Genomic DNA, 13,916 nt, shown 5'->3' with positions numbered 1-13,916 from the left:
TGGGCAGTTTAGGGCTGGGCGACGAGCAGGTCGGCAGCGATGAGCTCCGCGATCTGCACGGCGTTCAGCGCCGCACCCTTGCGTAGGTTGTCGTTGCTGATGAAGAGGGCCAGGCCACGGCCATCCGCTACGCCTTCGTCCTGACGGATTCGGCCGACGAAGCTGGCGTCCTGCCCTGCTGCCTGCAGCGGGGTGGGGATGTCGGTCAGTTCGACGCCGGGCGCAGTCTTGAGCAGTTCCTCGGCGCGGGCGACGCTGATCGGCTTCGCGAACTCGACGTTGATCGAGAGCGAGTGGCCGGTGAAAACGGGTACGCGCACGCAGGTTCCAGAGACGAGGAGCTGGGGCAAACCGAGGATCTTGCGGCTCTCGTTGCGCAGTTTCTTCTCTTCGTCGGTCTCGAACTGACCGTCGTCGACGATGGTGCCGGCGAGCGGAATCACGTCGAACGCGATCGGGCGGGCGTAGATGGTGGGCTCGGGCAGGGCTACGGCGCTGCCGTCGTGCACGAGCTGGAACAGGTTCTCGTCTTGCGCCGCGACGCGCACCTGGCTGGCGAGCTCGAACGCTCCGGCCAAGCCACTGCCGGAGACGGCCTGGTAGGTGCTGACGATCAGGCGCTTGAGCCCGGCCTCGTCGTGCAGTACCTTGAGCACGGGCATGGCGGCCATGGTGGTGCAGTTCGGGTTGGCGATGATGCCCTTGACGGCGAGCTTGATGGCTTCGGGGTTGACCTCGCTGACGACGAGGGGAACGTCTGGGTCCATCCGCCAGCCCGACGAGTTGTCGACGACGGTGACGCCGGCCGCGGCGAAGCGGGGAGCCTGCGCCTTGGAGAGCGTGGCCCCGGCCGAGAAGATAGCAACGTCGAGCCCGGTCGGGTCGGCGACGGAGGCATCTTCGACCGTGATTGACTCGCCCCGAAAGGTGAGGGTGGTGCCGGCCGAGCGTGCCGACGCGAAGAAGCGGATGCTCTTCACCGGAAAGTCACGCTCCTCCAGCAGACGACGCACGACGGCGCCCACCTGTCCGGTGGCTCCGACGACGCCGATGTTGATTCCAGAAGTGCTGACTGAGGTGGTCACGTGTGTTTCCTAACGTCGTTGGGGCTGTCTCCCGTGGCTCATTCAGGAAACACCGGCGATCCTGCCGATATTTTCTCCCCAGAGCGGATGCTGCGGGTCGATTCCCTGAATTAGCTCCCAAAAGGTGGGGTGACGAGGTGGTGCGGGTGGTTGATGCGAGGTTCTCCCCCCACTTCGCGCATAACTCCTGCAATTTCGTCGCCCGCCGGTTCAGTCCCGAGCAATTACAGGGCAGTCAAAGTCGATGATGACAATTTGCAGGAGTTATGAACGGGCTGGGGCTGGACTGGGTGGTGAGGCGGGGCATCCGCTCGCCGAGGTGTGAGTTTTGTCCGGTTTCGGCCGAAACCGGGGGCGAAACTCACAGCGTGGCGTGGCTGTTAGCGGCCGGAGCCGCCGTGCACGATGGCTTCAGCATCACCGTCGAGCCCGAACGCGGTGTGTACCACGCGGAGGGCTTCGTTGATGGTGTCGGCGCGGGTGACGACCGAGATGCGGATCTCGCTCGTCGAGATCATCTCAATGTTGATCCCGGCTTCGTAAAGCGCCTCGAACAGTTTCGCCGAGACACCGGTGTTGGTGCGCATGCCGCCGCCGACCAGGGCGAGCTTGGCGATCTGGTCGTCGTACTGCAGGCCAGCGAATCCGATGCGGTCGCGCTCGTTGGTCAGGGCCGTGAGCACCTGCTGGCCCTCCGACTTGGGCAGGGTGAAGGAGATGTCGGTGAGTCCGGTCGACGCGGCCGACACGTTCTGCACGATCATGTCGACGTTGGCGTTGGTCTTGGCGACGATCTTGAAGATCAGGGCGGCCTTGCCGGGAATGTCGGGAACGCCGACGACGGTGACCTTCGCTTCGCTCAGGTCGGCGGCGATTCCGGCGATGATGGGCTCTTCCACAATTTCTCCATTTTCTCGCGCGGTCGCGGCGTTGTAGACGATGGTGCCGGTGTTGTTGTTGAAGGATGAGCGCACGTGCAGCGTGACCCCATGGCGGCGAGCATATTCCACAGCGCGAATATACAAAACTTTGGCTCCAGCGGCGGCGAGTTCGAGCATCTCTTCGCTCGTCACGCGCTCGAGTTTTCGAGCTTTGGGAACGACGCGCGGATCCGCTGTGAAGACGCCATCGACATCCGTGTAAATCTCGCAAATGTCGGCGCAGAGGGCGGCGGCCAGTGCGACGGCGGTCGTGTCGGAACCGCCGCGTCCGAGGGTGGTGATGTCTTTGGTGTCGCGGTTGAAGCCCTGGAAGCCGGCGACGATCGCGACGGCACCCTCGTCGAGGGCATCGCGGATGCGTCCGGGCGTGACGTCGACGATGCGCGCCGAGCCGTGGCTCGCGTCGGTGATCATGCCGGCCTGGCTGCCGGTGAAGGAGCGGGCGTCGTAGCCGAGGCTCTTGATGGCCATCGCGAGCAGCGCCATGGAGATGCGTTCGCCCGCGGTGAGCAGCATGTCGAGCTCGCGCGGGGCGGGCAACGGCGTAACCTGAAGGGCGAGGTCGAGCAACTCGTCGGTACTGTCTCCCATCGCCGAAACGGCGACGACGACCTCGTTGCCGGCCTTGCGGGTGTCCACGATGCGCTTGGCGACCCTCTTGATACTTTCGGCATCGGCGACGGACGATCCGCCGAACTTCTGCACGATCAAGCTCATGTGACTCCTGAGATGGGGGTGTCGCTGGCCGATGTTCGGGCCGCGTCCAAGTTCCCATCCTAAATGCTGGTGCTGACGGGTGGGTGCCATGTGACACTGTGCGGCGGCGTTCAGCGAATTCAGGGGCACGCGTGCAGGGCGGGCGCTCAGGAGTGCGCGTGCAGGCGGGGGCGTGGGAGGGCGCTATCCGGACGCCGGGCCCAGGATAGGGAACCGGGCCCATGATCAAGCATGGGCCCAGTTCCCGGGCCCGGGCCCGGAAAGTAAGACGAGACCGCGCGGGGAAGTCACCGCACCGAATCACTCGACGGGCCCGAATACGGACGCCGGGCCCAATGTTAGGAAACCGCGGTCCGGATACGGTCGCCGGGCCCAGGATAGGGAACCGGGCCCATGATCAAGCATGGGCCCGGGAAGTACTACGAGACCGCGCGGGGCGGCCGCAGGTGCGGCGGGTGGCTAGTGGGTGACCTCGCGGCGGCCCTCGAAGGCGCGGCCGAGGGTGACCTCGTCGGCGTATTCGAGGTCGCCGCCGACGGGCAGGCCCGAGGCGAGACGGGTCACCTTGATCTCGAGCGTCGTCAACAGGCGCGAGAGGTAGGTGGCAGTCGCCTCCCCCTCGAGGTTCGGGTCGGTGGCGATAATGACTTCCTGCACTGTGTTGTCGGCGAGGCGCTGCATCAGCTGGCGGATACGCAAGTCGTCGGGGCCGACCCCGTCGATCGGGCTGATGGCTCCGCCGAGCACGTGGTACAGGCCCTTGAACTCGCGGGTGCGTTCGATCGCGACGACATCCTTGGCCTCTTCGACCACGCAGATCGAAGTGGGGTTGCGGCGCGGGTCGCGGCAGATCAGGCAGGTCGGCTGCTCGGACACGTTGCCGCAAATGTCGCAGAACCGCACCTTGTCGCGCACCTCGAGCAGCACGTTGGCGAGCCGGGTCACGTCGAATTTCTCGGTCTGCAGAATGTGGAACGCGATGCGCTGCGCCGACTTCGGTCCGATGCCGGGAAGCTGGCCGAGCTCGTCGATCAGCTCTTGAACGATGCCTTCATACATGGTTTAGTGGTCGTTTCTGGTTCGGGGCGCCGCGGTGTACGGCTGTTCTTCGATGAAGGTCGCGCCCAGGATCTCGCGTACCACGGCCTCACCATAGCGCTGCTTCTCAGCGAAGGACGGCGCGCGGGACGGGTCTTTCGCGGCTCCGCGCTGGCCGGATGCGTTCGGGTGCTGGCGCTGCACTGGCGCAGACTGCAGGCCGCGGTTTTGCTGAACGCTCGGCTGGCCAGCGTTGCGCTGGCCGTTCGGCTGGCCGTTCGGCTGGCCGGGAGCGTGAGCCGCGTTCTGCTGGCCTGAGCGACGCGAATCCTGCTGCCCTGCACTGCTTGGCTGCCCCGAGCTCAGCTGCGAAGCGGATGACTCGGCGTCGGCCCCGTAGTCGGGCACGCGTTCCTCCGCGGGCGCGTCCATTTCGGGCGGCGCGTCGTCGTCGACGTCAAATGGCGGGGGCGCATCGTCAAATGGCGGCTCGTCGCGGCGCGGGGACGCGGAGCCGGCGAGCGAAGACGGCGCTGAGACTGGAGTTGACGACGACGAGGAAGCCGAGACCGAAGCCGCGTCGGGTACGTCTGATATCGGAGCCGCGGGACTGGCGGGTGCCGGGGCATCCGTTGTGTCGTCGACGAGGGCAGGCAATGCCGGGCCGTCGGGCGAGCCGGGAATCGCCACGGTCGCCCACCCACTGGTCGAGGCGGCGACGGGCGAGGCACCTGCTGGTGTGGAAGCTGGCGCTGTCGCGGATGCCGCAGTAGCCGCAGCCGCAGGCGCAGCGGTGGGAGTAGCCGGCGCGGGAGCCCCGGACGCAGACGCAGAGGGCGCGGAGGTCGCAGGCGCGGAAGCAGGCGACCGGACTTGCGCGGCCTCGGTCGAGGCTGGATCGGTGAGCGCGGATTCTGCTGTGTCGGCCGCGTTCTCAGTCGACCCAGGTGATGCGCTCGGCACAGAGTCGGCTCCGGAATCTGCCGGCACGGAAGTTGCCGGCACGGAAGCTGCCGGCGGTTTCGGTGCGGGAACCGCTGGCGCAGGCTCCGCGGCGACGGTCGTCGAGTCGCCGGACGATGCGCTCGGCGAGGACGTTTCACGGCCGGCATCGACCCGGGCGATGAACTTGACGCGCAAGCCGAGCACGGCGACGATCGCGGTGCGGAGGAAGTCGCTCGTTCCCATTCCTGGAACCTTCTGCTGCTTGAAGCTGTCAACGTCGGCAACGCTCGGGAACGACAGCGCGAGTACGTCACCGTTCAGGCTGAGCACGTGGGCGGTGTAGACGACGAGCCACGCGGTCGTTTTTTCCGTTTTCACGGCCTCGAGAATTTCGGGCCAGGCGTCTTTCAACTGCTGCAGGGAGACCGGTGCCCCCGGGATGGCGGTCTCGTTGGGCAGGCCTTGGATCGAGCCTGTCGAGATTTCGACCAACGGAGAGGGTGAGGCCGCGGAGGTTACTGGCGCGCCGGAAGCGGCAGACGAGGAGCCCGGCGTAGAGCTCGAAGAAGGTGCTGCGCCCGCGGAAGGGGCGGAACCGGAAGATGACGCGGGCCCCGCGGAGGAAGGTGATGCCGCGGAGGCGCCCTGAGTTCCCAGGATGGCGGTTTCAACAGGCTGGACCAGCGGAGCAGGAGGCGTCGCGGAGTTTGCTCGCGCGGCCGAGGTCGCGTCGGGAGCGGAGGCGGCAGGTGTTGCAGAGCCTGGCGCGGAGGGCGACTGAGCACCGGGAGCGGCGACGCCGCCAGCTTGCGGTGCCGCCGCGGGCGCGACCGGGTCCCCCACCCGCTGATCGAGCTTGCCGAGATCGCCACTGGCCGACCGGGGCGCGGGCGCCGACGCAGCGACCCCGTCGACCCCGATGCGACGCTCGAGCCGCTCGACCCGGGCGAGGGCGCCGCGGGTTGTGTCATCGGTCGCGGGAATCAGGGCGCGCGCGATCATCAGTTCGAGGTGCAGGCGCGGCGAGGTTGCCCCGCTCATCTCGGTGAGGGCGGCGTTCAAAATATCGGCGGTGCGCGAGAGTTCGGCTGGCCCGAAAGCGGATGCCTGCACGCTCATGCGCTCCAGCTCGTCTTGCGGCACCCCGCGCAGCACCGCTGCAGCTCCCGCGACGCTGGTGGCCGCGACGATGATGAGGTCTCGCATCCGCTCGAGAAGGTCTTCGACGAACCGGCGCGGATCTTGCCCGGTCTGGATGACCCGGTCGACGGCGTCGAACGCGGCCGCGGAATCGCGGGCTCCGATGGCGTCGACGGCTTCGTCGAGCAGCGAGGCGCTCGTGTATCCGAGCAGGGCGACGGCGCGCTCGTACTCAATGGACTGACCGTCGGCCCCGGCCATGAGCTGGTCGAGCAGTGACAGGGTGTCGCGCGGCGAGCCTCCGCCGGCGCGCACGACCAGCGGCAGCACGCCCGGAGCGACGACCATCTTCTCGACGTCACACATCTGCTGCACGTATTCGAGCATCGGACCCGGCGGCACCAGCCGGAACGGATAGTGATGGGTGCGCGAACGGATGGTGCCGATCACCTTTTCGGGTTCGGTGGTCGCAAAGATGAACTTCACGTGTTCCGGCGGCTCCTCGACGATCTTCAGCAGCGCGTTGAAGCCCTGCGGCGTCACCATGTGTGCCTCGTCGAGGATGAAGATCTTGTAACGGTCGCGGGCCGGCGCGAAGATAGCGCGCTCACGAATATCGCGGGCATCGTCGACACCGTTATGGCTGGCCGCGTCGATTTCGACGACGTCGAGCGACCCGCCGCCGTCGCGGGCGAGCTCAACGCAGCTCGGGCAGACGCCGCACGGAGTGTCGGTGGGGCCCTCGGCGCAGTTCAGGCAGCGGGCCAGGATGCGCGCGCTCGTGGTCTTGCCACAGCCGCGCGGGCCGCTGAACAGATAGGCGTGATTCACCCGGTTGGTGCGGAGCGCCGTCATCAGCGGATCAGTCACTTGGGACTGGCCGATCATCTCGGCAAAGGTCTCTGGCCGATAGCGGCGATACAGGGCGGTAACCACGCTCTAATGGTACTTGCCGCAACCGACACTCGGCCGCGCGCAGGCGTCCGCCTGAAGGTCAAGACCCCCGCACCCACGGATGACGTGCGCGACCGGGCGTGCTTAAGTGCGAAGATCGCGCGCGCTAAGGTTCAGTTCAGCGTCAAATCGGCCTGAGCGCAGTGACATTTCTCTGCTTTCTGCTGATCGTGACCCGACTCAGTACAGCTAGCGCACCGTGGTGAGGGTCTGGCGGGCTATCTCCAGCTCCTCGTTGGTGGGGATGACGAGCACGGTGACCGCAGAGTCGTCGGCCGAGATGCGCCGCGCACCTCGATTCGCAGCGGCATTGCGCTCCGGGTCGATCCGGATTCCAAACGCCTCGAGTTCACCGACCGCGCGCGCTCGCAGCATCGGGTCGTTCTCGCCGACTCCCGCCGTGAACGTGATCACGTCGACCCGACCCAGCTGGGCGAAGTAGGCACCCACGTAGTGCTTGAGCCGGTGCACGTAGACGTCGATGGCGAGCTGGGACGGACCATCACCGGACTCCGCCGCCACGATCACGTCGCGCATGTCGCCGCGACCGGTGAGGCCGATCAGCCCGCTTCCGCGGTTCAGCAGGGTGTCGAGCTCGTCCATGTCGAGACCGGCTCGACGGTGCAGGTGAAACAGCACGCCCGGGTCGATGTCGCCCGAACGGGTGCCCATGACGAGACCCTCGAGCGGGGTCATGCCCATGCTCGTCTCCACCGATCGGCCGCCGCGCACCGCACACACCGATGCGCCGTTGCCGAGGTGCAGCACAATCTGGTTCAGGTCAGCCAGCGGACGCTCGACGAATTCCGCGGCGGCACGTGAGACGAAGCTGTGGCTCGTACCGTGAAACCCGTAGCGACGAATACGGAACCGCTCGGCCAGGTCCACGTTGATCGCGTAGGTGAACGCCTCGGGCGGGAGGGTCTGGTGAAAGGCCGTGTCAAAGATGGCCACGTGCGACACCGAGGGAAAAGCGATCTCAGCGGCCACGATGCCCTGCAGCGCGCCCGGGTTGTGCAGCGGCGCGAGCCCGGAGAGCTCGTCGATGTCGCGTTCCACCTGCGGTGTGACGAGGGTCGGCTCGTGAAAACGAGCCCCTCCGTGCACGACCCGGTGGCCGACCGCGACCGGCGCATGGGTGGCGAGCGAGGGGCCGTGCGAGTGAAAGGCCTCGAGCATGACAGCGAAGCCCGCCGTGTGGTCGGGAATGGGCAGTTCACGCCAGGTCTTGGCGCCGTCGGCGTCGTCTATGCCGGTTACCGTATGGGACGAGTGCCCCATGAGCTCGCCGATACGTTCGACCAAACCGCTCGCGAGGGTGGTCTCGGTGTCCATCTCGATCAGCTGATATTTGAAGGAGCTCGACCCCGAGTTAACGACCAAAACAGCGGTCATCGAATGGCTCCAGCCGGCGTCGCATCCACTACGGCCGCCAGGGCGGCGGCATCCGTCAGTCCGGCCGCCTGGATGGCGGTGATCGCCACGGTGTTGACGATGTCCTGCACGAGGGCTCCGCGCGACAGGTCGTTGATTGCCTTGCGCAGACCCTGCAGCACCGGTCCGATCGCGACGGCTCCCGCGCTGCGCTGCACCGCCTTGTAGGTGTTGTTGCCGGTGTTGAGATCCGGAAAGATGAACACCGTGGCGCGGCCAGCCACGTTGGAACCGGGCATCTTGGTGGCCGCGACCGCGGCATCCGCTGCTGCATCGTATTGAATCGGACCCTCGACCAGCAGATCGGGTCGGCGCTCACGCACGAGGGCGGTCGCGGAGCGCACCTTTTCGACGTCGGCGCCCTCGCCGGAAGTTCCGGTGGAGTAGGACAGCATCGCGATGCGCGGCTCGATGCCGAACTGCACGGCCGTCGCCGCGGCAGAGATGGCGATGTCGGCCAGCTGCTCGGCCGTCGGTACCGGAATGACGGCGCAGTCGCCGTAGACCAGCACGCGATCGGCGAGCGCCATGAGGAACACGCTCGACACCACGCCGACGCCGACCTGGGTCTTGATGATCTCGAAGCTCGGCCGAATGGTGTGCGCTGTGGTGTGCGTCGCGCCAGACACCATGCCGTCGGCGAGGCCCAGCTGCACCATCATCGTGCCGAAATAGCTCACATCGGTGACGGTTTCATTGGCCTGGTCGAGCGAAATTCCCTTATGTGCTCGCAACTGCATATATTCGTGGGCGAACTTAATTCGCAGCAGATCGTCGTACGGGCTGACGACGTGGGCCTTGGAAATGTCGAGGCCGAGGCCGATCGCGCGAGATCGCACCTCGAATTCCTCACCGAGGATGGTCAGCTCGACCACGTCGCGGGCCAGCAGGGTCGCGGCGGCGCGCAGCACGCGGTCATCCTCACCCTCGGGCAGCACGATGTGCTGACGGTTCTGGCGCGCGCGTTCGAGCAGCGCGTACTCGAACATGAGCGGCGTGACGACCTCCGCGCGGCTCACATCGAGCCGGTCCAGCAAAGCGGATGCATCGACGTGAGTCTCGAACAACGCCAGCGCGGTGTCGTGCTTGCGCTGGGAGTCGGCGGCGAGGCGTCCACGGGCGCGCGTTATGCGCATAGTCGTGTCGTACGAGCCGAGTGAGGTTCTGATGATCGGGAGCGAGGGGGCGAGGCCTTCCATCAACCGTTGGATCGCCTCGGGCAGCTCGAAGCCGCCATTGAGCACGATGCCGGCGATCGACGGGAAGGTTGCGGAGGCGTTGGCCAGCAGCACGGCCAGCAGCACGTCTTCGCGGTCGCCCGGCACAACGACGACGGCGCCCTGAATCAGGCGCGGCAGCACGTTGACCATCGACATTGCGGCCACGACGACGCCGAGCGCCTCACGGGCCAGCAGGGCAGGGTCGCCCTTGATCAGGGTGCCCTCGGTGGCCTCCATGATGCTCTGCATGCTCGGTGCGACGAGGTACGGGTCTTCGGGAATGGCCCAGATCGGCACGCCGAAAGCGCCGCCGGACCGCGCCGGCTGGGCATTGGTGGTGACTCGCACCGCGTCAATAATGGCCGGCAGCGCGTTCTCGTCGGCCCGATTGATGATGATCGCCAAAACGGATGCGTGTTCGTCGCGCAATTCCGCCAGCGCCACGTCGGTCTGCTGGGCGATGTCCACGGACGAGCGGGCGTCGCTCTGACCGAGGCGTTCGCCCTCGCCCGGGCCGACTCGGCCACCGAGCACGAGCAGCACGGGGGCGCCGAGATTGGCCGCGATGCGCGCGTTGAAGGCGAGTTCAGTGGGGCTGCCGACGTCGGTGTAATCACTGCCGATGACGACGACCGTGTCGCAGTTGACCTCGACCGCTTTGTACCGCGCAACGATGCGGGCCAGGGCGGCGTCTGGATCGGTGTTGACGTCGTCGTAACTGACACCGATGCTCTGCTCGTAGGTTTGTCCGGCGGCAGCGCCGGGGCCGGCGTTCGCCTGCAGGTGCCGGAGGAGAAGCTCGACGACGTAGTCGGGCTCGGTCGCAGTGCGGGCGACCGGGCGGAACACACCGACCCGCTCCACGAGGTGGGTGAGTGTGTCGAGCACGCCGAGGGCGATCGTCGACTTGCCGGTATTGCCTTCTGCGCTGGTGATATAGATGCTTCGAGCCACGGTGTCCATTCAAGCTTATTCGGAGTGGGAGTGCGTCGGCGAGATCATAGAGGTAAGTCGTGACCCACGCTATACCGAGTTTGGGTGGGTCGATTGCGGTTGAGTTAGCCTGCGCGGATGGCGGGGTTCCGCAGACGGCCAGCGCTGGGCGATGGCGGTCGTCAAGCTCGACCAACGACAGGTGGCGTCCCGCGCGCGGGTGGGGGCCGGAGCAGTGCTGGGTTAGACATTGTCGCTGCCGGTCGAGGCGGCGCGGGGAGCGGCATCCGCTTGGGAAGACCAGGACCAGTCGGTGATGGCGGGAACGTCTTCGCCGTGGTCTCGGGTGTATTGGCGCGCGGCCAGGCGGGCGTCCTGCATCCGCTGCCGGAGCAGGCCGGCGCGGGCGGCGAGGCCGGGGGTGCGGTCGATGACGTCCATGACGAGGTGATATCGATCGAGGTCGTTGAGCATGACCATGTCGAACGGGGTCGTCGTGGTGCCGATCTCTTTGTAGCCGCGGGCATGCAGGTTGTCGTGGCCGTGACGCTTGTAGGTGAGCCGATGGATCAGCCACGGATACCCGTGATAGGCGAAAATGATCGGCTTGTCGGGCGTGAAGACGGCGTCGAAGGCGCTGTCGCTCAGGCCGTGCGGGTGGTCCTCCGCCGACTGCAGCCGCATGAGGTCGACGACGTTCACGACCCGCACCTTGAGCTCGGGCAGGTTCTCGCGCAGAATCTCGGCGGCGGCGAGCACCTCGAGCGTCGGCACGTCACCGGCGGCGGCGAGCACGACATCCGGCTCCTGACCGGCAAGTTCGGTGCCAGCCCAGTCGAAGATGCCAAGTCCGCGGGTGCAGTGCGCGACGGCCTCGTCCATGGTGAGCAGGTTCGGCGCCGGCTGCTTGCCCGCCACGACGACGTTCACATAATTGACGCTGCGCAGGCAGTGGTCGTAGGTACTGAGCAGGGTATTGGCGTCGAAGGGCAGGTAAACCCGCACCACGTCGGCGCTCTTGTTGACGACGTGGTCGATGAAACCGGGGTCCTGGTGGCTGAACCCGTTGTGATCCTGCCGCCAGACGTGCGAGCTGAGCAGGTAGTTGAGGCTCGCGATCGGCGCCCGCCACGGGATCTCGGCCGTCACCTTGAGCCACTTGGCGTGCTGGTTGAACATCGAATCCACAATGTGAATGAACGCCTCGTAGCAGTTGAACAGCCCGTGCCGCCCGGTGAGCAGGTAGCCCTCGAGCCAGCCCTGGCACTGGTGTTCGCTCAGCATCTCCATCACGCGGCCGGCCCGGGCGAGGTTGGTGTCGCCGGGCCGGATCTCGGCGTTCCACTGCTTGTCGGTGACCTCGTAGACCGGCGGGGCGAGCCGGTTCGAGGCGGTTTCGTCGGGTCCGAAGATGCGAAAGTTATCCGGGTTCAAGCGGATGACCTCGGCCAGGTAGCCGCCCAGCACGCGCGTCGCCTCATTCCGCGTTGCACCCGGCTGCGGCACGTCCACGGCGAAATCACGGAAGTCGGGCAGGTGCAGGTCGCGGCGCAGCACTCCGCCGTTGGCGATCGGGTTGGCGCTCATGCGCAGGTCGCCTTGTGGGGCGAGGTCAGTGATCTGTTTCACGGGAGCACCGTCTTGGTCGAACAGATCTGCGGGGCGGTAGGACAGCATCCACTGTTCGAGCAGGGCCGTGTGCGCCGGGGTGTCGCGGGCGTTTGCCAGCGGAACTTGGTGGGCGCGCCAGGTGTTCTCAACCTGAACGCCGTCGATACGGGCGGGGCAGGTCCAGCCCTTGGGGGTGCGGAGGATGATCATGGGCCAGCGTGGGCGGGCGAAATCCTCGTTGTTGGTGGCGGCCTGAGCGGCTGCGGCCTTGATCTCGGCGATCTGGTTGAGCACCAGGTCGAGGGTCTCGGCCATGCGGGCGTGCACGAGCATCGGGTCTTCGCCGTCGAAGCCGCCGCTCACCAGATAAGGAGTGTGACCGTAGCCGCGCATGAGGTCCTGCAGCTCGTCTTCGGGGATGCGGGCGAGCACGGTGGGGTTGGCGATTTTGTACCCGTTGAGGTGCAAAATGGGCAGCACGACGCCGTCCTGCAGCGGGTCGATGAATTTGTTGGAGTGCCAGCTGGTGGCGAGCGGGCCGGTTTCGGCCTCGCCGTCCCCGACCACCGCGGCCACGAGCAGGTTCGGATTGTCAAACGCGGCACCGTAGGCGTGGCTCAGGGCGTAGCCGAGTTCGCCGCCCTCGTGGATGGATCCGGGCAGCTCGGGCGAGGCGTGGCTGGGGATGCCGCCGGGGAAGGAGAACTGGCGAAACAGTTTCTGCACGCCGGCGGTGTTCTGCTCAATGTCGGCGTAGACCTCGGTGTAGGTGCCGTCGAGGTAGGCGTTGGCGACCATGCCGGGGCCGCCGTGGCCGGGGCCGGTGATGTAGATGGTGCTCTGGCTGCGTTCGGCGATCGCGCGGTTCAGGTGTGCGTAGAGAAAGTTGAGGCCGGGCGTGGTGCCCCAGTGGCCGAGCAGGCGCGGCTTCACGTGATCGCGGGTGAGCGGCTCGGTGAGCAGGGCGTTGCCGAGCAGGTAGATCTGGCCGACGGCGAGGTAGTTCGCGGCCCGCCACCAGGCGTCGATGCTATCCAACGCCGCTGCACTGAGCGGTTTCGGCGCGCGTGTAGGCCAGGGCATGGTGCCGGAATCGTGGCTCATTGGTCCTCCGCAGCGTGGTGCGGCGACATAGCCGCGCTGCCTTAATCCTATTGAGCCGTGGCGGCACAGCGCAGGGCCAAAGGTCCCGACCCGCGAGCGTTCACGCGGATTTCACGCTCATTACGCGAAAGCGGATGCTGGTGGGGCCAAAAAGGACTCCTCGCGCACCTCGGTACAGGGGCACAGCCCCGGGTACCCTTGCGCTGTGGGTATGAAAAAGACTCCTCGCGCACCTCGGAACAGGGGCACAGCCCCGGGTACCCTTGCGCTGTGGGTATGAAAAAGACTCCTCGCGCACCTCGGAACAGGAGTACAGCCCCGGGTACCCTTGCGCGTTGGGTATGAAAAAGACTCCTCGCGCACCCGCCAGAGCCCGGTTACCCTTGCTACGTTTCCGTCCTGGGGGAATTGGCCTGGGTGGCGCCACGCGAGGAGCCGACCCTCAGTTTAGGGCACGCGACGAGACTGCACCAACCGAGGGTGGCGGCAGCATCCGCTGGAAACAGGTAAGATTCTGTGGTGCCGTTGCTTTATTGAACGGCGGCCAGGAGAATTCGCCTAGTGGCCTATGGCGCACGCTTGGAAAGCGTGTTGGGTGAAAGCCCTCGGGGGTTCGAATCCCCCATTCTCCGCCAGACTTGTAGTACAGCGTGTTGGGTGACGCACAAACCCCACTCGCAGGGTTCGAATCCCCCATTCTCCGCCAAAGATCCACTGCAGCGTGTTGGGTGACGCACAAACCCCACTCGCAGGGTCCGAATCCCCCATTCTCCGCCAAAGATCCACTGCAGCGT

Annotated in this window: 7 protein-coding genes, 1 tRNA gene and 1 other RNA gene; 1 reads left to right on the top strand and 8 read right to left on the bottom strand. The window is 66.4% G+C overall.

The genetic code is table 11. The features are described 5' to 3' along the window. Positions 1 to 8: 8 nt before the first annotated feature. The 8 genes from E3O11_RS09520 to ffs all read right to left on the bottom strand — a co-directional run bounded on the left by E3O11_RS09520 (position 9) and on the right by ffs (position 13,562). Entirely contained in the window at positions 9 to 1,085 is a 1,077-nt protein-coding gene (locus E3O11_RS09520; RefSeq protein ID WP_092448248.1) for an aspartate-semialdehyde dehydrogenase, read from the bottom strand. Positions 1,086 to 1,465: 380 nt separating this feature from the next. Then, the gene (locus tag E3O11_RS09515; protein WP_092448249.1) at positions 1,466 to 2,743 is read right to left on the bottom strand and encodes an aspartate kinase; all 1,278 of its coding nucleotides are present in this window, start codon (positions 2,741 to 2,743) and stop codon (positions 1,466 to 1,468) included. Positions 2,744 to 3,202: 459 nt separating this feature from the next. Beyond that, complete coding sequence (gene recR, locus E3O11_RS09510; RefSeq protein ID WP_092448250.1) at positions 3,203 to 3,802, bottom strand: recombination mediator RecR; 600 nt, start codon at positions 3,800 to 3,802, stop codon at positions 3,203 to 3,205. 3 nt (positions 3,803 to 3,805) lie between these two features. Beyond that, positions 3,806 to 6,802: a DNA polymerase III subunit gamma and tau gene (locus tag E3O11_RS09505; protein ID WP_241994690.1), complete on the bottom strand. Its 2,997-nt coding sequence runs from the start codon at positions 6,800 to 6,802 to the stop codon at positions 3,806 to 3,808. A gap of 207 nt (positions 6,803 to 7,009) precedes the next feature. Further along, positions 7,010 to 8,215: an acetate/propionate family kinase gene (locus E3O11_RS09500; RefSeq protein WP_092448253.1), complete on the bottom strand. Its 1,206-nt coding sequence runs from the start codon at positions 8,213 to 8,215 to the stop codon at positions 7,010 to 7,012. Further along, the gene (gene pta, locus E3O11_RS09495; protein WP_092448455.1) at positions 8,212 to 10,428 is read right to left on the bottom strand and encodes a phosphate acetyltransferase; all 2,217 of its coding nucleotides are present in this window, start codon (positions 10,426 to 10,428) and stop codon (positions 8,212 to 8,214) included. The genes E3O11_RS09500 and pta overlap by 4 nt, the downstream gene beginning before the upstream one ends. A 222-nt stretch (positions 10,429 to 10,650) precedes the next feature. After that, positions 10,651 to 13,101 (bottom strand): phosphoketolase family protein, encoded by a 2,451-nt coding sequence (locus E3O11_RS09490; protein ID WP_233194984.1) that lies wholly within the window; start codon positions 13,099 to 13,101, stop codon positions 10,651 to 10,653. A 364-nt stretch (positions 13,102 to 13,465) separates the two neighbouring features. Next, positions 13,466 to 13,562: signal recognition particle sRNA small type (gene ffs, locus E3O11_RS09485), an RNA gene on the bottom strand. A 107-nt stretch (positions 13,563 to 13,669) separates the two neighbouring features. Between ffs and E3O11_RS09480 the strand changes: the two genes are divergently transcribed. Then, positions 13,670 to 13,757, top strand: a tRNA-Ser gene (locus E3O11_RS09480). The last annotated feature ends 159 nt before the right edge of the window (positions 13,758 to 13,916 follow it).

Source organism: Cryobacterium levicorallinum, from assembly GCF_004402405.1.
Taxonomy (GTDB): domain Bacteria; phylum Actinomycetota; class Actinomycetes; order Actinomycetales; family Microbacteriaceae; genus Cryobacterium; species Cryobacterium levicorallinum.
This window is presented reverse-complemented; position numbering and strand designations above follow the sequence as displayed.

Bases quoted from the DNA above. Each gene is read 5' to 3' on its own strand.
- E3O11_RS09515 (WP_092448249.1), bottom strand. From the start codon at position 2,743: ATGAGCTTGATCGTGCAGAAGTTCGGCGGATCGTCCGTCGCCGATGCC.
- recR (WP_092448250.1), bottom strand. From the start codon at position 3,802: ATGTATGAAGGCATCGTTCAAGAGCTGATCGACGAGCTCGGCCAGCTT.
- E3O11_RS09500 (WP_092448253.1), bottom strand. From the start codon at position 8,215: ATGACCGCTGTTTTGGTCGTTAACTCGGGGTCGAGCTCCTTCAAATAT.
- E3O11_RS09490 (WP_233194984.1), bottom strand. From the start codon at position 13,101: ATGCCCTGGCCTACACGCGCGCCGAAACCGCTCAGTGCAGCGGCGTTG.